This window comes from Streptomyces sp. NPDC012935, assembly GCF_042900345.1.
In the GTDB taxonomy this organism is placed as follows: Bacteria; Actinomycetota; Actinomycetes; order Streptomycetales; family Streptomycetaceae; genus Streptomyces.
Map to the genome: position 1 here is coordinate 40628 of NZ_JBIBBC010000025.1, position 16746 is coordinate 57373.

A 16746-nucleotide genomic window follows, 5' to 3' on the forward strand; every position below is an offset into this window, starting at 1 on the left:
GGCTGGAACGTACGCCCGGGCATCAGAACGAATGTTCACGTTGCTGAATCATGGCCAAGCGCGGGGAACTCATGATCGAGCGTTGGACTGCTCTTGACGTTCTCCCGCGCTCGCCTTGACCTTGAGCGGTTGCCGCGGGGCGGGCCTCAGGAGGCCGTGGGTGTCCAGCCGCCCAGCCAGTCGGCGACCTCCTGCCCACCGGCCTGGCTGTCGGTCAGCTGGGGCCGCTCGGAGCTCGCGGGCCCGGCGCCCGCGCCGGAGTTCTGGTACTCGGCGAAGCGGTCGTCCTTCCACGAGAAGCCGCCCATGTCGGACCAGGGGCCGGTTCTGACGGCGGCGCTCAGCGTGCTGTTGCGGACCGTGGTCTGCGGGTCGAGGGACGCGTCACCGCCGGCGTGCCAGTTGCGGCCGAGGTAGAAGGACCGGTCGGACACGTCGCCGTTGATCGTGGAGTTGGCGATCAGGATGCCCTTGCGGTCGGCGGCCGTGCTGGGGGCGGTGACATAGCCGCCGGAGGTGCCGTCCCAGCGCTTTTTCAGCGTGATGACGGACCGGTCGATCACCGCGCTCGCGCGGCCGAAGATGAAGTCGACGTTGCCGACGACGTAGGAGTTCGTCATGTAGACGCGGCCCAGCTTGTCCTTGGCCGCGGTGTCCACGAGCAGGGTGTCCTGGTCGCCGCTGACGATGATCCCGTCGAGGAACACCCTGTCGGCGGCGGTGCGCAGCGCCACGGCCTGATGGCCGCTCAGGTTCTGGTTCGCCTTCTCGTCGAAGTCGTTGGAGACGGTCAGGTTGCGGGCCTGGAAGTCGTCGGCTTCGACGGCGACGGTGGCGCTGCCGCCGGTGCCGTAGGTGCCGCCGCCGGGTTTCGGCGTGCCGGCCGCGTTGCTGTAGACGATCACCGTGTCCTTACGGCTGGCCCCGGTGCCCTGGATGGTGACGTGCGGCTTGTCGGACGGGACCTTCACCGTCTCCCGGTACGTGCCCGGCTTGACGGCGATGACCACCCGCGACGCGTTGTTCGACGGTACGGCGTTCACGGCCGCCTGCACGGTCGAGTACTGCCCGCTGCCGTCCTTGGCGACGGTGAGGGTGGTGGCGGCCTTGGTGCTCGCGGTGGCGCTGCCGGTCGTACCGATCGAACTTCGCGGTCCCGCACCCGCCTTGAGAAGTGACGGCACACTCGCAGCCGAGTCGGGCGTGTACGAGTAGTACGCCTTCGGGTCGAAGGCCGTCCCCCCGCTCTCGTTACGGCCGCTGGTGCCCGTAAAGACGTTGCCGCGCTGGACGAGCGTCGCGGTGCCGTCCTTGATGACGGGGTTGTTCATGCCCTGGAAGTAGGAGTTCTCCAGGACCATCGCCGTCCTGCCACGCGAGTAGTTGCCGTACGACGACGTGATGCCGGTGCCCGCCACGTCCTCCAGGAAGTTGTTGTAGAGGTGCGCGTGGGCGGCGTTGTCGGTGGAGGGGTTTCGTTGTTCGGTCTCGCGGATCCAGTTGTGGTGGATCGTGATGTCCGTCTTGACGTTCTCGGTCCAGCCGATGCCGAAGGTCTTGTTGTTCTGGCTCAGCTTGTTCCAGGACACGGTCACGTTCGTGCTGTCCTTGCGGACGTCGATGAGCCCGTCGGCCATGTGCCGCAGGTCGTTGTGGTCGATCCACACATGATGGGCGCCGTCCATCTGGACCGCGTCGAAGTCGTGGTCCTTGTCGTTCCAGACGCCCTGGTACGAGTCCCGGATGGTGAGGTTCCGGATGATCACGTTGTGCACGCCGGAGCCGAGGAAGAACCCTCCGCCGACGATGTGCCCGGACGTCCCGGCTCCCACGATGGTCTTGTCCGACTGAACCTTGATCTCTTTCCCGACCGGGTTCATGGTGATGGTCCCGGCGACGACGATGACGTACGGCTCGGCGGCCGTCGCGTACTTCTCCAGCTCGGCCTGCGTCCTGACGGTCACGGTCTGCCCGTCCCGTCCGCCGTAAGTGCCGTTCTGGCCCAGCGAGTCGACGGACGCGAAGCCGTCGGCGGTGGCGGTGGCCCAGGCGGGGGCTGCGGCGGTCGCGGCGGACGCCTGCTGGACGCCGTCCCCGAGGAGGCCGAGGTCCGTGCCGTAGGCGAGGGCACCGGCGGCGGTCAGGGCCAGCGGGACCCCGACCACAAGGGCCTTCCTGCCTCTGCGGTGACGCGCTTTGCTGTGCTGCTCACTCATGCGGCGATCCGTTCCGTGCGGGGGATGGTCCGCGGATCAGTCGCCGCCTCGCACCGAAAGGTTGCCGCCCGGGGAGAGCCGTTCGACCGGCCTCCAGAGCGTCGGGAGCGACCTACGGCGTCTCCGGCGGAGCCGTCGGCGCGCCCGGCAGGCGTACGGTCGCCACCGTGCCGCCGCCCTGCGCGTGAGCCAGCGTGACCTGGCCGCCCGCCTGCTGCACCGTACGCGCCACGATCGACAGGCCCAGGCCCGAGCCCGGCAACGCCCGTGCACTCGGCGAACGCCAGAAGCGGTCGAAGACGTGGGGGAGTTCTTCCGCGGGGATGCCCGGCCCGTGGTCGCGGACGGTGAGGACGCCGTCGGTGAGCTGCACCTCGACGGTGCCGCCCTCGGGGCTGAACTTCACGGCGTTGTCGAGGATGTTGACGACCGCGCGCTCCAGGGCGGCCGGTTCCGCCCTGACGAACCAGGGCTGGAGGTCGGCGGTGATGGTCAGTTCCGGACCGCGCAGCCGTGCCCGGCGCAGAGCGGTCTCGACGGTGCCCTCCAGCGAGATGACCTGGACCCTCTCGCCCCGCTGCCCCTCCGAGCGGGACAGTTCCTGCAAGTCACCGATCAGGGCTGCCAGTTCGGTCATCTGGGCCTTGACCGAGGCGAGGAGGGCCTTGCGGTCCGCCTCGGGGATCGGGCGGCCCGTCTCCTCGCTGCGGGTGAGGAGTTCGATGTTCGTGCGCAATGACGTCAGTGGCGTACGGAGTTCGTGGCCGGCGTCCGCGATCAGCTGCTGCTGGAGCTCGTGGGAGCTGGCCAGGGCGGACGTCATGGAGTTGAAGGAACGGGAGAGCCGGGCCACCTCGTCCTCGGCGTCGTCCTCGACCGGGATGCGGACGTTCAGGTCCTCGGTGCGGGCCACGTGCTCGACGGCCTCGGTGAGCTTGTCCACGGGACGCAGACCGGCACGGGCGACGGCGAGGCCTGCGGCACCGGCGCCGATGACTCCGATGCCGGAGACGAGGAGGAGGATGAGAGCGAGTTCGTTGAGGGTGGACTGGGTGCTCTTGAGAGGGGCCGCGAGTTGCACGGCGACCCCTTGTGAGTCGTTCTGGTCGACGCCCAGGTACACGGTCAGCACGCGTACGGCGTTGCCGTCCTCGTCGGTGCCGTTGCGGAAGAAGCCCTGGCTCCTGTTCGCGTCCTTGATCACCTCCTTGTCGGCTGAGGTGACGTTGACGGTGCCCGGGGAGTTCGGGTCGACGCAGGGCGCGCCCTCCTCCTTGATCGCCTGCACGTAGTCGTTCCGGCCGGGGAACAGTTGGGTGCTCTCCTGCGGGGTCTGCGTGCACCTCTGCAGGAGCGCGTTGACCGTACCGGGCCTTCGCGCCATCTCCTCCAGATCGGCGTTGACCTGGTCGTACAGCTTCCCCTGCACGATGAACCAACACGTCACCGAAACCGCCGCCACAGCAAACGCCACCGCCGCCGCCACCAGCATCGCCAGCCGCGAGCGGATCGGCAGGGACCGGAAACGGCGTAGCACCTTGTTCACTCCGCGCCGCCCTGGCGCAGCACATACCCCACACCCCGCACCGTGTGCACGAGCCGCGGCTCGCCGCCCGCCTCGGTCTTGCGGCGCAGATACATGACGTACACGTCCAGCGAGTTCGACGACGGCTCGAAGTCGAAGCCCCAGACCGCCTTCAGGATCTGCTCCCTGGTCAGCACCTGGCGCGGATGCGCCATGAACATCTCCAGCAGCGTGAACTCCGTACGGGTCAGCTCCACCGGCCGTCCACCCCGCGTGACCTCCCGCGTCGCGAGGTCCATGCGCAGGTCGGCGAAGGTCAGCGCCTCGTCCTCCTCCACCGCGCCCGCACCGGCCGCCGCCGCGTACGAGCTGCGCCGCAGCAGCGCGCGGACCCGGGCGAACAGTTCGTCGAGTTCGAACGGCTTGACCAGGTAGTCGTCGGCCCCGGCGTCCAGTCCGGTCACGCGGTCGCCGACGGTGTCGCGGGCTGTCAGCATGAGGATCGGCGTCGTGTCGCCGGCACCACGGATGCGGCGGGCGGCGGTCAGACCGTCCATGCGGGGCATCTGGATGTCGAGGACCACCAGGTCGGGCCGGTAGGCGGCCGCCTTCTCCAGCGCGTCCGCGCCGTCGACCGCGACCTCCGTGTCGTATCCCTCGAAGGCGAGGCTGCGCTGGAGTGCTTCACGCACCGCCGGCTCGTCGTCGACGATCAGGATGCGCTGGGGGTCACGGTCGCCGTCGGCGGGGCTCATGGGCTCGGGATCCTCGGGTGCGGTGGGACAGGGGCTGCGCGGCTGAACGCCTTCAGCGTCGCATGTTTCTCGGCCTGCTCAGCCTCGTACGGTGCGGCGCCGGCTGCGGGCCGAGGCGCCCCGGCGACCGGCGTTCGCCCCGGTGGTCGCGAGCTCCGGTGCCCGGGACGGGGCCGTGGGCGTGTGCAGGGCGCCGGCGACCTCCAGGGCGAGGGCGAAGTCGGCCGCACCGCCGCCGGTCGTGCTGTGCTCAACCTGCTGGATCATGACGTACTCCTTCGGCTCGGCGCGTCAGCTAGTTCTGCGATCCCGACCGCAGCTTCGCCAGGTCGGACTTGACGGTGTTGATCGGGATGGCGAAGCCCAGGCCCACGCTGCCCGCGTTGGACGAACTCGAGCCGGCGGCCGAGTACATCGCGGAGTTGATGCCGATGATGTTGCCGTTCATGTCGATCAGCGCGCCGCCGGAGTTGCCGGGGTTCAGGGACGCGTCCGTCTGGATCGCCTTGTACGTCGTCGTCGACGAGCCCGTGTCGCCGTTGAACTCCTGACCGCCGAACTCGAACGGCCATCCGCCGCCGCCCTGCTGCTGTTGCTGCTGGCCCTCGTCCGTCGAGACGGTCACGTCACGGGCGAGCGCGGACACGATGCCGCTGGTGACCGTGCCGGTGAGGCCCTCGGGGGAGCCGATCGCCACGACCTGGTCGCCGACCTGGACACCGGAGGAGTTGCCGAGGGTGGCCGTCTGCAGGCCGGACGCGTTCTGCAGCTTGATCAGCGCGAGGTCCTTGCTGCTGTCCGTGCCGACGACCTCGGCGGTGTACTCCTTGCCGTTGCTGGTCTTCACCTTGACCGAGGAGGCACCGGCGACGACGTGGTTGTTGGTGACGATCTCGCCGTCACTGGTGATGATCACGCCGGATCCGGTGGAGGACCCGGCGTTCGAGGCCGCGTTGATCTCGACGATGCTCGGGCTGACCGCCTTGGCGACCCCGGAGACCGTGCCCTTCTGGCTGGACGGGACGACGTTCGTGCTGGTGGAGCTGGACGCGGCGACGGTGTCGCTGCCGGTCAGCTCCTGTATGCCGTACGCCGTGCCGCCACCGATCGCCGCCGCGACGATGGCGACGGCGGCGAGGAGCGCGACGGGGCCGCGGGGCCGGCGCCGCGACCTCGGCTGCCGGGCGACGGGCTCGGTGAGGAGAGCGGTGGGGGCTCCGCCGCCCGTCTGCTCCGCCGACGGCCGGTAGGCCGGCGGGGGCGGCCACTCCGGGTTCACGGGGGAGGAGGCGTGCTGCTGCTGGGCGCCCTGGTACGGGTTCTCGTAATCGCCGCTGCGGCGGAAGCTCTCGGTCATGGCAATGAGCTTGTCGCCCGACCATGAGAGCTTCCTGAGTGCCGCCTGAGAAGCCCGGCAGAAGGCCGTATGCCCGATGTAAAGGCCGTTCCGGCAGCTGTCGGTGGCTTCTCAGAGAGGCTTCATGGAAGCGGAGCTCCTAGGCACACCCGCACGACCGTCGGACGACAAGCCGCGACGGAAACACCTTCAGCCGCTCCCGCCGAGACCCCGCAACCCGAAGCCCGTCATCGAGCACGAGATCCACCGCGGCCCGAGCCATGGCCGACCGGTCCGAGGCGATCGTGGTGAGCGGCGGATCCGCCAGCGCCGCCTCCTTGATGTCGTCGAACCCGGCGACAGCCAGCTCCCCCGGCACGTCGATCCGCAACTCCCGCGCCGCACGCAGCACGCCGATCGCCTGGTCGTCGGTGGAGCAGAAGATCGCCGGCGGCCGCTGCGGTCCGGAGAGGAGGTCGAGCGCTATGCGATACGCGTCGTAGCGGTTGTACGGCGCCTCGAACAGCCGTCCCTCGGTGGGGATCTTGGCCTCGGCCATCGCGCGCCGCCAGCCCTCGACGTGGTCGGAGACCGGGTCGCCGACGGCGGGGGTCTCCGCGGTGCCGCCCATACAGGCGACGTACTCGTTGCCGTGCTCGATGAGGTGGCGTACGGCGAGCTGCGCGCCGCCGAGGTCGTCGGTGACGACGGCGACGTCGTCGATGGCCTCGGGCCGCTCGTGGAGGAGCACGACCCGGGCGTCCCACGCCTCGATCTCGGCGGCGGCCAGGTCGTTCAGGGCGTGCGAGACGAGGATGAGCCCCGAGACCCGCATGCCGAGGAAGGCGCGCAGATAGTGGACCTCGCGCTCGCCGACGTAGTCGGAGTTCCCGACGAGCACCATCTTTCCGCGCTCGGCGGCGGCCCACTCGACCGCGTGCGCCATCTCCCCGAAGAAGGGCTGGCGGGCGTCCGGCACGATCAGGCCTATGAGGTCCGTGCGCCGCGAGGCCATGGCCTGGGCGACCCGGTCGGGCCGGTACCCCAGTTCCTTGATCGCAGCGAGGACACGCTCGCGCGTGGCCGGGGCAACCGGCCGGGGTCCGTTGTTGATGACGTAGCTGACGACGGCAGTGGAGGTACCTGCCAGCCGTGCGACGTCATCGCGAGTCACCTTGGCCACGCGCGGAGTCTACGCGGATGGACCTGCTCTGGGCAGGGCGTGAAGGAGCTTGCCTGCCGCCCCGCTGTCACTCTGATGCGCGCACGCGATGCCCCCGACACCCCGTCCGGGCCTCCGTCACACGTCGGCACGGACCTCGACGCCGTCCAGGACGGCCATCTCGTCCGCATCCGCCGACTTTGCCCGGTCAGCCTTGGCCTTGGCTTCCTCGGCGGCGCGGTCCACCTTCTCGGGCGTAACGAATCGATAACCGACGTTCCGGACGGTTCCGATGAGCGACTCGTGCTCGGGGCCGAGCTTGGCGCGCAGCCGTCGTACGTGGACGTCGACCGTCCGGGTGCCGCCGAAGTAGTCGTAGCCCCAGACCTCCTGGAGGAGCTGCGCGCGCGTGAAGACGCGGCCCGGGTGCTGGGCGAGGTACTTCAGGAGCTCGAACTCCTTGAAGGTGAGGTCGAGGACCCGGCCCTTGAGTTTGGCGCTGTAGGTGGCCTCGTCGACCGACAGGTCGCCGTTGCGGATCTCCATGGGCGAGTCGTCGGCGACGATCTGCTGGCGGCCCATCGCGAGCCGCAGCCGCGCCTCGACCTCGGCCGGACCGGCGGTGTCGAGGAGGACGTCGTCGATGCCCCAGTCTGCGGTGACCGCGGCGAGGCCGCCCTCGGTGACGACGAGGACGAGCGGACAGCCGGGCCCGGTCGAGCGCAGGAGCTGGCACAGGCTGCGGACCTGCGGGAGGTCGCGGCGTCCGTCGATCAGGATGACGTCGGCACCCGGGGTGTCGACGAGGGCCGGGCCTTCCGCGGGAGCCACCCGTACGTTGTGCAGCAGCAGGCCGAGTGCGGGGAGCACCTCTGTCGACGGCTGGAGGGCGTTGGTCAGGAGCAGCAGAGAACTCATACGTCTGGTTCCTCCTCGGTCCCTGCGAGGACATGTGCGGTACGGAACTGCTCTGCGATCCCGGGGCCCCGTACACCTGCGGTCACCTGAGGTTTCCCGCTTCGTATACAACGCTTCCGAAAGCACAAAAGGACCCGGGGGCTACGCTGCCCGAGTCCTCTGCCCAGCAGAATAGCCCACATGAGCATTGGTCCGGCAGGTCATGTGGCACGATCTACGGTTCGTCCGAACTCTGAGACAACCAGACCTACACCTATGCGGACGTTTCTGCACACGGATGACGGCGTGACGATCGATTCCGTATACGACCCGGGTGCGGCCGTATACGACTCCTCCCGTCCACCCGCCCGTGACCTGGTGTTCGTCGTCGCCCACGGCTTCACCGGCGATGTGGACCGGCCACATGTGCGACGGGTGGCGCAGGCCCTCGCCCGGCACGCGGCCGTCGTCACCTTCTCCTTCCGTGGACACGGCGCGTCGGGCGGGCGGTCCACGGTCGGGGACAAGGAGGTGCTCGACCTGGCGGCCGCGGTGCGATGGGCCCGCGAACTCGGGCACACACGCGTGGCGACCATCGGCTTCTCCATGGGCGGCTCGGTGGTGCTGCGGCATGCGGCGCTGTACGGCGAGAAGGACCGGAGCGGCGAGGGGCGCGAGGAGCTGGGTGCGCTCGGGGCGCACGGGGGCCGCGGCGCGTATACGGACGCGGTGGTGTCCGTGAGCGCGCCTGCGCGCTGGTACTACCGGGGCACGCCCCGCATGCGCCGTCTGCACTGGCTGGTGACCCGGCCCGAGGGGCGGCTGGTGGGCCGCTACGGATTCCGCACCCGGATCCACCACCGGGAGTGGAACCCCGTACCCCTGTCACCGGTGGAAGCGGTCCCGAGGATCGCGCCGACGCCGTTGCTGATCGTGCACGGCGAACTGGACGGCTACTTCCCCCTCGACCACCCCCGCATGCTGGCCCAGGCGGCCGGTGACCACGGCGAACTCTGGCTGGAGCCCGGCATGGGGCACGCCGAGCACGCGGCCGGCGACGATCTGCTGGCCCGGATCGGGGACTGGGCTGCCACACGGGGCGGCTAGCCTGACGGAGTACACAGCCGATCGACAGAGGAACCGGATGCCAAAGGTCACGGTGCGCTACTGGGCCGCCGCGAAGGCCGCGGCCGGGATCGCCGAGGAGCCGTTCGACGCGGCCACCCTCGCCGAGGCGCTCGACGCCGCACGCGAGCGACACCCCGGTGAACTCGTGCGCGTCCTGCAGCGATGCTCCTTCCTCGTCGACGGTGACCCCGTGGGCACCCGCGAACATGAGACGGTACGGCTGGCCGACGGCGGCACGGTCGAGGTGCTCCCGCCGTTCGCAGGAGGGTGACGATGACCGACCAGCCGTATCAGGGGTACGACGGTTACGACGGGTACGACCCGTATCAGCAGGATCGACAGCAGCCGCAGCAGCCGACCGCGCCGCAGGCGTGGCCCGGGCAGCAGGCGTACGACGACCCGCAGGCGGCCCAGCAGTACACGCAGCAGTGGCAGGGCCAGACCTGGGAGACGCAGGTCCAGCCGCCGGCTTCGGCGGCGGAGACGTCCTACCTGCCCTCGCAGGGCGCGGGGGCGTATGCGGGGTACAGCGGTGCTTCGGAGGCCCAGGGATGGGACGGGGTGTCGCAGGCACAGGCGCAGGGGCGGCACGCTGCCGCTCAGCCGCAGGGGCGCGCCCAGCAGGGCCATGGTCAGCAGTTCCACGCCCAGCCGTCCCAGGCTCAGCCCTCCCACGCCCGGGCGCCTCGGCCCGAGGCGGAGGCAGAAACCGGTGAAGGCCCCGACTACGGTCCCGCGACCGTTGCCGGCAACACCCGTGTCACGGACGCCCAGCGGGCCCGGATGGAGGGCCGTTCCCCGATCATCGAGCCCGGGATCCAGCCGGCCGCACTCACCGCGCTGCTGGGGCTGCTGCTCTCGGTCACGGCTGCGGTCGGGTCGTACGCCTTGCTGGTGCCCCTTGTCGCCCTGCAGGCCGTGACGGCTGCCGGCTGGTTCCGGCTGAACGGCATGTGGCCCGCCCGGCAGGGCATCGCACTGGCCTTCGCGGGAGCGTTGGCGGCGGATGTGGCGTTGCTGGTGGCCGACGGGGCGCCCGCGGCGATCCTCGGCACGCTGGGCGTCTGGGTGCTGCTCACGCTGGTTCTCCAGCTCCGTTCGCACGCCGATCCGGACGAGCGGATGTACGGGCTGATGGCGACGGTGGTCTCCGCGGCGCTGGCGATTGTCGCGTCGGGATACCTCGCGGCCGAGGCGGATGCGGTGAGTGTCGGGGCGGTGGCGGTTGCTGTCGCGGTGCTGGTGCGGGCGTTGCCGTTGCCGACGGTGGCTGCTGTGGTGGCCGCTCTGTTGGCGGCGGCCGGAGCGGGCGCTGTTGTCGGTGCGATGACGGGGATCGGGTCGGGTGGAGCGGTGCTCGGGGTCGGGGCCGGGGTGTGTGCCCTGATCGGCCATCGGGTGGCCGGCTATGACTATCCGTCTCGGTTCGTGCACTTCACGGCCGGGGTTGCGCTGCCGTTGGCGGCTGCGGCGCCGGCGGTCTACTTGCTGGGGCGGGCACTGGTCTGAACGGCCTCGTCCTCAAACGCCGGACGGGCTGAATCCGCCCGCACCGGCACCGAAGGGCGAAGCCGCTGCGAACCCCCTGTCACAGATGATCGACAATTCGCCGGTCGACCCCGCTACAGGGTTACCCTCGCGTCGTTGACGAACACCGAGGTGGGGGGAACACCACAACATGCGCGCCCTGCGGATACTGCTGATAGTCGTCGTGATCCTGGGCGGCCTCTTCGTGCTGGCCGACCGGCTCGCCGTCGGGTTCGCCGAGGACGAGGCGGCCGGGAAGCTCCAGGCGAGCGAGAACCTGGCCGCCGCCCCGGACGTGTCCATCAAGGGCTTCCCGTTCCTCACCCAGGTCGCGAGCGGCTCGCTGGACGACGTCGAGGTCGGCATCAAGGACTATGAGGCCGCCGCCGGCACCGATGGCAAGACGATCCGGATCGACGACCTGACGGCGAACATGAAGGGCGTCGAGTTCTCCGGCGACTACAGCTCCGCCACCGCGACGACTGCCTCCGGCACCGCGTCCATCACCTACGCCGAGCTGCTGAAGACCGCCAAGTCCGAGCCCACCCAGGTCGCCCCCGGCGTCACCGCGAACGTCGTGGGCCTCTCCGACGGCGGCAACGGCAAGATCAAGGTCGCCGTCGAAGCCACCGTCCTCGGAACCAAGCTCCCCAACCCGGTCTACGTCCTGAGCTCGGTCAGCGCGGAGGGCGACACCGTGCGGGTGAAGGCGGACACCCTGCCCGACTTCGGCGGCGCCGACATCGCCGAGGACCGCGCACGCGCGATCACCGACTTCGAGCAGAAGATCGACGGTCTCCCCGGCGGCATCCAGCTCGACAGCGTCCAGGCGGCGAAGGACGGCGTCGAGATCACGGTGAAGGGTTCGAACGTCCGCCTCGCCGGGTAGTACCGGGACCGGTGTCAGTGTCGGGGGCGGGCTCAGGCCCCCAGCTGGCGCTGTCCGGCTGGTGAGACAGCGCCGTCCGTACCGTAGATGTGACCGCCGATACATCCGCCCGGAGGCCCGGTCGGAGCTGCCTCGGCGGTCCTTTCATCCCGAATCCCGGACAATCTCGTCTCAGGATACGACACGCCGGTGACACGCCCGCCTGTCCGTCCCTACGATCGAGCCCATGAAGCGACAGGCGGATCTCACGAAGCGGCGGGCAGTAGACCTCTGCCGCGTTGCCGCCATGCTCTGTCGCCCCTTCTGAGCGGAAGCTCCGACTTCTGCGTTTCCCCGCTGCCCTGACCAGGGCACAGGTGCGTCGTCTCGGTCCGAGCGCGCACCCCTCACACTCGCACGCCCCGCCGCAACTGCCCCGGAGGAGAAAGAGCATGAGCCGCAGCGACGTCCTCGTCGACGCCGACTGGGTCCAGGACAACCTGGACGACCCCAACATCGCGATCGTGGAGGTGGACGAAGACACGTCCGCCTACGAGAAGAACCACATCAGGAACGCGATCCGCATCGACTGGACCGCGGACCTGCAGGACCCGGTCCGCCGCGACTTCATCGACCAGGAGGGCTTCGAGAAGCTCCTGTCGGCCAAGGGCATCGCCAACGACACCCTGGTGATCCTCTACGGCGGCAACAACAACTGGTTCGCGTCGTACGCCTACTGGTACTTCAAGCTCTACGGCCACGAGAACGTCAAGCTCCTCGACGGCGGCCGCAAGAAGTGGGAGCTGGACGCCCGCGAGCTGGTCGAGGAGGTTCCGCAGCGCCCGACGACCGACTACAAGGCCAAGGCCCAGGACACCTCCATCCGCGCCTTCCGTGACGACGTGGTGGCGGCCATCGGTTCGCAGAACCTGGTCGACGTCCGTTCGCCCGACGAGTTCAGCGGCAAGCTGCTCGCGCCGGCCCACCTGCCGCAGGAGCAGTCGCAGCGTCCGGGCCACGTCCCGTCCGCCCGCAACATCCCGTGGTCGAAGAACGCCAACGACGACGGCACCTTCAAGTCGGACGACGAGCTCAAGGAGCTCTACGCCGAGGAGCAGGTCGACCTGGCGAAGGACACCATCGCCTACTGCCGCATCGGTGAGCGCTCCGCGCTGACCTGGTTCGTCCTGCACGAGCTGCTCGGTGTGGAGAACGTCAAGAACTACGACGGCTCCTGGACCGAGTACGGCTCCCTCGTCGGCGTCCCGATCGAGCTCGGCGCCAACAAGTAAGCCCCGCAGCAAGCGCACAGACCCGCAAATCCCGACCGGCCTTCCTTCCGGTCAGACCCCTTATGGAGAAAGACATGTGTGGAGCGAAGGCCGGCGGCCCCGACGCCTCGACGATCAAGCCCGGTGAGACCACGATCCAGGGTCAGGTGACCCGCGACGGCGAGCCGGTGACGGGCTACGTCCGTCTGCTGGACTCGACCGGCGAGTTCACCGCGGAGGTCCCCACCTCCGCCACGGGCCAGTTCCGCTTCTACGCGGCCGAGGGCACCTGGACCGTGCGCGCACTCGTCCCCGGCGCCACCGCCGACCGTACCGTCGTCGCCCAGCAGGGCGGCCTGGCGGAGATCGCGATCGCGGTCTGAGGCACCTCTGATCGGCCGAAGGGCCGCACCCCACGGGTTGGACGCCTGGGGTGCGGCCCTTCGTCCTGTGCGGATCTACTCTGGAGTCATGTACGCACGGCGGCGTCACTGGTACTTCGCCATGATGGGGATCTGCATCACGCTCTTCGTCCTGGCCTGGGGCGTCGTACGCCTGTGGTCGATCCCGGTGGCCGTGGGCATGTGCGTGGTCGCCATGGTCATCCCGCCCCTCGCCGCCATGGTCGCCAACCGCCGCGGCCCTGAGGACCGCTGGTGGGACGACCCCTCCGGCGACCCCCAGTCCGACGAGTGGTGGGACGAACTGGACGGCAAGAAGCGGCCGCGCCAGTGAGCGGCCCCCGGCGGTCCTGCCCACCGCGAGGCGCCTGGACGTCTCAGTAGACGAGCGCCTGCGTCTCGTCTGCCAAGGCCTCCTGCACGAAGACCTGGGCGCCCGCGATCCGTACGCCCTCGATGACGTCCGTCTCCGTGATGTCCCGGCGAGCCGCGCACTGGGTGCACAGGGTGAGGCGCCCGGTGGCCAGGACGGAGTCGATCAGGTCGGGGAGCGGGGCCGCGTGCGGGAGTTCGAACTCGGCGGCGCGGCCCGGGAGGGCGAACCAGGCGGACTCGCCGGTCAGCCACACGGAGACGTCGACGCCACTCGCCACCGCCACCGCCGCCACCGTGAACGCCTGTGAGCAGCGTTCGGGGGCATCGGCCCCCGCCGTCACCTTGATCACCAGCTTCTTCGCCATGGCCGAATCGTAATCAACTCCCATACAACCTGGTGCGTTGGCCATGGGTCTCCTGTGCGCGCGCATACGGAATGCGCACTTCACGTTCCGTGGGGGGACGTTTTGCATGAATCTGAAGAAGTAGGCGAGGCCGTGCCCCGGCCTCGCCGGCGGGGGCGTACGGCTCTGCTGATCGCCGCAGCCGTCGTCCTCGGGGTCGTCGCCGGTACCTGCACCGGTTATCTCGTGCAGGCCGACCGCGAGCCCACGCAGCTGCCGCCGCTCTCCCAGCCCGTGGTCAAGCAGGCCACGGGCGAGGTCGAGCCGCTGTCCGCCGCCGAGGACCGGCGGGTGAAGACCGACGGCGACCTGCGCAAGCTGCTGCTCAAGCGGCCCAAGGGCACCCGGGACACCGTGTTCGAGCTGGGCACGGACGGCTGGATGGCCCTCGCCGAGTACGCGGAGACCTACGAGGAGCCGGACGAGGTCGTCGGCGACCTCATCCAGGAGCAGTTCCGCCGCGCCGCCGCGACGAGCTGGCGGGTGGGCAGCACGCAGAACGTCGTGATCCACCTGGTGCAGTACCGCCAGGAGCAGGCCTTGTCGGCCGCCGAGAACGCCGAGGGCTCCTATTACTGGGCCGAGGAGGAGTCCGACACCCGCAGCTGGCCCATCCCAGGCACGGGCGACGGCATGGCGTACGTGCACGACAGCCCGGATCGCAAGCCCGGCTACCTCCCGCTGTACTCGGCCGAGGCGCACGCCTGGCGCGGTGACATCGCGATGGACATCTGGGTCTACGACAGCAAGCCGATCCCCAAGGAGAAGATCATGGACCTGGCCAAGCGGCAGGTGGGCCGGCTGTGAGCGAGACACCTGAGGAGGCCCGGAGCCCAGAGGGACTCCAGAGCCCGGAGGCCCTGCCGGCCTCCGAGAGCGCCGAGAGCCCCGAGATCCTCTCCGGCTCCGAGACCCTCTCCAGCCCCGAGCACCTTCCCGCGAGCCCCGGCCCCAAGCGGCCGCGTGCCGCGCGCATCGCCGCCCTCGCCGGGACCGTCCTGCTGCTCGGTGCCGTCGTCGGCGGTGCCGGCTACACCGTGGTGACCGTCCAGAACGCCGACCGCGACGCGGGCGCGCCGACCTGGAAGTTCCCGAAGCCCGCCGCGGCCGGCGACAAGGCGGAGGCGAAGCAGACGGCCACGGGGCTGGCAGGCCTGCTGCTGCCGTACGACGAGAAGGGCTACACCCGCGGGCCCGACCTCGGGGAGTTCGGCTCCGACGCCGAGCTCAGCGGCCGTCAGGCCACCGCCCTGCGCAGGGAGTCGTTCAAGGACCTGCCCCGCAGCGAGCGGCGGAAGCTGGAGAAGGAGCTCGACAAGCGGAGCATCGAGGGCATGGCGATGCGCAGTTACTACAACGCCGACCCCTACGACGTCCACCACAAGACGGCGTTCTCCGTCAGCGTCGTACTGGCGCGGATGGAGAGCCGCGGCGACGCACGGGACGTCGCGACCGCCCAGAACGAGTTCCTCTCCGCCATCGGCATCTTCCGCAAGGGCCCCAAGATCGAGGGCCACAAGAACGCCAAGTGCTTCCTGACGCCCAAGGTCGACGACGAGAAGCTCGACCGGGTGTTCTGCGCGGCCTACTCGGGAGACGTGCTGATCAGCGCCACCGCGTCGGGCATCCGGCCGCTCGACCTGAACAGCATCGGGATGTTCGTCACCCGACAGCTCGACCGCATCGACGACCCGGGGAAGGCCGTATGACCGAGCAGCAGCCCATCGCGACGGCGCCCGTCGCCGACGCACCGCCGATGCCGGAAGCACCGCCGGCCCTCGCCGTACCTCCGGTGACTTCGGTGAACCCGGTGAGCCCCGAGAGCCCGGTGAGCCCGGAGAGCCCAGTGACTCCGGTGACTCCGGTGAAGAAGGATCGCCGCGTCCTGCGCGCCGTCCTGCGCTGGACCGCCACCGTCGTCGTCTTCGCCGCCGTAGGCGCCTCGACGGCGTACGGCATCACGCGGATGGAGCGTACGGACGTACCCGGTCTCGAGACCGAGGCGGACGGCCGCTGGGCCTACCCGGCGATCACCAAGCCGCCGCTGCCCTCCGGCAGCCCCGGACCCTTCGCCGACGAGAACGCGGCCGCCCTGCACCACGCGGACCTGCGCAAGCTGCTGCTGCCGGCGCCCGCGGGGGCCAGGACGGACAAGGCCGACAAGGAGCTGAGCGGACGCAACGGCTGGCTGGCGACGAAGGACTTCCTGGCGGCATACGAGTCGGCGGAGGACCGGGACGCCCTCGCCCAGGTGCTCAAGGACCACGCCCTGCGGCACATCGCCGCCCGCGGCTTCACCACCCCGGACGGCACGCACACCCGGATCTACCTGCTGCAGTTCGAGTCCGCCCAGGTGGCCGACGTGCTCCAGCAGGACCACTTCACCAGCTACGACTCGCCCGAGCACGCCCTGCGCGGCGCCGCCGAGGTGCACGCGGACGAGGAGTTCCCCGCCGAGGCCGCGGTCACCGAGGTACGGCACTACGCCTACGCCGAGGCCAAGCCGTACGGCGCCGAGCAGGTCCGCCAGGCGTACCTGGTGTCGGGTGACGTCCTGGGGCTGGTCGTGCAGTCCCGCAAGGGCGGTGCCGCGGCCATCCCCTTCCAGCAGACGGTGGTCCTGCAGAGCCAGCTGCTCGGCTGATCCCGCGAGGGCCCACCTCACACGGAGGGCCGGTCCCCGGCCGCGTAAGCTGGGGCCCGGCCCTGTGTACGTACCGCACACTCTCCGCTCAATCGAGGAGCAACCCCGTGGAGATCTTCTTCGAAGCCCTGCTGGTCCTGGTCTGCGTCGGCGTCCTCGCTTTCACCGGGCTGGCCGTGAAGAAGCTGTACCAGGGCCAGCGCTGATCCCCATCACCCGACGTACGAGACTTCTGAG

The 16746-nt window shown here is 69.9% G+C and carries 19 protein-coding genes; 11 read left to right on the plus strand and 8 right to left on the minus strand.

The genetic code is table 11. From position 1 onward, the window contains the following. Nucleotides 1-146: 146 nt before the first annotated feature. The 7 genes from ACFY5C_RS37645 to ACFY5C_RS37675 form a co-directional block, all read right to left on the minus strand. On the minus strand, nt 147-2216 hold the full coding sequence (locus ACFY5C_RS37645) for a pectinesterase family protein (RefSeq protein WP_389453675.1): 2070 nt from the start codon (nt 2214-2216) through the stop codon (nt 147-149). A 112-nt stretch (nt 2217-2328) separates the two neighbouring features. Beyond that, nucleotides 2329-3762: a sensor histidine kinase gene (locus ACFY5C_RS37650; protein WP_389453678.1), complete on the minus strand. Its 1434-nt coding sequence runs from the start codon at nt 3760-3762 to the stop codon at nt 2329-2331. Then, nucleotides 3759-4496 (minus strand): response regulator transcription factor, encoded by a 738-nt coding sequence (locus ACFY5C_RS37655; protein ID WP_389453681.1) that lies wholly within the window; start codon nt 4494-4496, stop codon nt 3759-3761. The genes ACFY5C_RS37650 and ACFY5C_RS37655 overlap by 4 nt, the downstream gene beginning before the upstream one ends. 78 nt (nt 4497-4574) lie before the next feature. Further along, the gene (locus ACFY5C_RS37660; RefSeq protein ID WP_389453684.1) at nt 4575-4763 is read right to left on the minus strand and encodes a hypothetical protein; all 189 of its coding nucleotides are present in this window, start codon (nt 4761-4763) and stop codon (nt 4575-4577) included. A 28-nt stretch (nt 4764-4791) separates the two neighbouring features. Beyond that, nucleotides 4792-5853: a S1C family serine protease gene (locus tag ACFY5C_RS37665; protein ID WP_389453687.1), complete on the minus strand. Its 1062-nt coding sequence runs from the start codon at nt 5851-5853 to the stop codon at nt 4792-4794. A 139-nt stretch (nt 5854-5992) separates the two neighbouring features. Further along, entirely contained in the window at nt 5993-7015 is a 1023-nt protein-coding gene (locus ACFY5C_RS37670) for a LacI family DNA-binding transcriptional regulator (RefSeq protein ID WP_389453690.1), read from the minus strand. A gap of 117 nt (nt 7016-7132) precedes the next feature. Then, the gene (locus tag ACFY5C_RS37675; RefSeq protein ID WP_389453692.1) at nt 7133-7912 is read right to left on the minus strand and encodes a winged-helix domain-containing protein; all 780 of its coding nucleotides are present in this window, start codon (nt 7910-7912) and stop codon (nt 7133-7135) included. Between the two features lie 180 nt (nt 7913-8092). Between ACFY5C_RS37675 and ACFY5C_RS37680 the strand changes: the two genes are divergently transcribed. The 8 genes from ACFY5C_RS37680 to ACFY5C_RS37715 all read left to right on the plus strand — a co-directional run bounded on the left by ACFY5C_RS37680 (nt 8093) and on the right by ACFY5C_RS37715 (nt 13420). Further along, nucleotides 8093-8998, plus strand: coding sequence for an alpha/beta hydrolase family protein (locus ACFY5C_RS37680; RefSeq protein WP_389453695.1), 906 nt, complete (start codon nt 8093-8095; stop codon nt 8996-8998). Between the two features lie 37 nt (nt 8999-9035). Further along, a complete protein-coding gene (locus ACFY5C_RS37685) occupies nt 9036-9290 on the plus strand; it encodes a MoaD/ThiS family protein (protein ID WP_030052141.1) in 255 nt (84 codons plus the stop codon). A gap of 2 nt (nt 9291-9292) precedes the next feature. Further along, nucleotides 9293-10528 (plus strand): hypothetical protein, encoded by a 1236-nt coding sequence (locus ACFY5C_RS37690; protein ID WP_389453697.1) that lies wholly within the window; start codon nt 9293-9295, stop codon nt 10526-10528. 169 nt (nt 10529-10697) lie between these two features. Next, entirely contained in the window at nt 10698-11435 is a 738-nt protein-coding gene (locus ACFY5C_RS37695) for a DUF2993 domain-containing protein (protein ID WP_389453700.1), read from the plus strand. 226 nt (nt 11436-11661) lie between these two features. Continuing rightward, nucleotides 11662-11742: an Ms5788A family Cys-rich leader peptide gene (locus ACFY5C_RS37700; protein WP_350751515.1), complete on the plus strand. Its 81-nt coding sequence runs from the start codon at nt 11662-11664 to the stop codon at nt 11740-11742. Between the two features lie 124 nt (nt 11743-11866). Beyond that, nucleotides 11867-12706 carry a sulfurtransferase gene (locus tag ACFY5C_RS37705; RefSeq protein WP_389453703.1) on the plus strand — a complete coding sequence of 280 codons (840 nt, stop codon included), beginning with the start codon at nt 11867-11869 and terminating at the stop codon, nt 12704-12706. 74 nt (nt 12707-12780) lie between these two features. Beyond that, nucleotides 12781-13068, plus strand: coding sequence for a DUF1416 domain-containing protein (locus ACFY5C_RS37710; RefSeq protein ID WP_328426615.1), 288 nt, complete (start codon nt 12781-12783; stop codon nt 13066-13068). Nucleotides 13069-13156: 88 nt separating this feature from the next. After that, nucleotides 13157-13420 carry a DUF3099 domain-containing protein gene (locus tag ACFY5C_RS37715; RefSeq protein WP_328880761.1) on the plus strand — a complete coding sequence of 88 codons (264 nt, stop codon included), beginning with the start codon at nt 13157-13159 and terminating at the stop codon, nt 13418-13420. Between the two features lie 43 nt (nt 13421-13463). On the opposite strand, the gene ACFY5C_RS37720 is transcribed toward ACFY5C_RS37715, so the two are convergent. Then, on the minus strand, nt 13464-13826 hold the full coding sequence (locus tag ACFY5C_RS37720) for a DsrE family protein (protein WP_389453706.1): 363 nt from the start codon (nt 13824-13826) through the stop codon (nt 13464-13466). A gap of 132 nt (nt 13827-13958) precedes the next feature. Here ACFY5C_RS37720 and ACFY5C_RS37725 point away from each other — a divergent pair, with 132 nt between their 5' ends. Genes ACFY5C_RS37725 through ACFY5C_RS37735 form a run of 3 tightly spaced genes read left to right on the plus strand, consistent with a single transcriptional unit; the run spans nt 13959 to nt 16509 of the window. Continuing rightward, entirely contained in the window at nt 13959-14672 is a 714-nt protein-coding gene (locus ACFY5C_RS37725) for a hypothetical protein (protein ID WP_389453709.1), read from the plus strand. Beyond that, complete coding sequence (locus ACFY5C_RS37730) at nt 14669-15574, plus strand: hypothetical protein (protein WP_389453712.1); 906 nt, start codon at nt 14669-14671, stop codon at nt 15572-15574. Before ACFY5C_RS37725 ends, ACFY5C_RS37730 begins: the two co-directional genes overlap by 4 nt. Further along, complete coding sequence (locus tag ACFY5C_RS37735; RefSeq protein ID WP_389453715.1) at nt 15571-16509, plus strand: hypothetical protein; 939 nt, start codon at nt 15571-15573, stop codon at nt 16507-16509. Before ACFY5C_RS37730 ends, ACFY5C_RS37735 begins: the two co-directional genes overlap by 4 nt. Nucleotides 16510-16746: the final 237 nt, after the last annotated feature.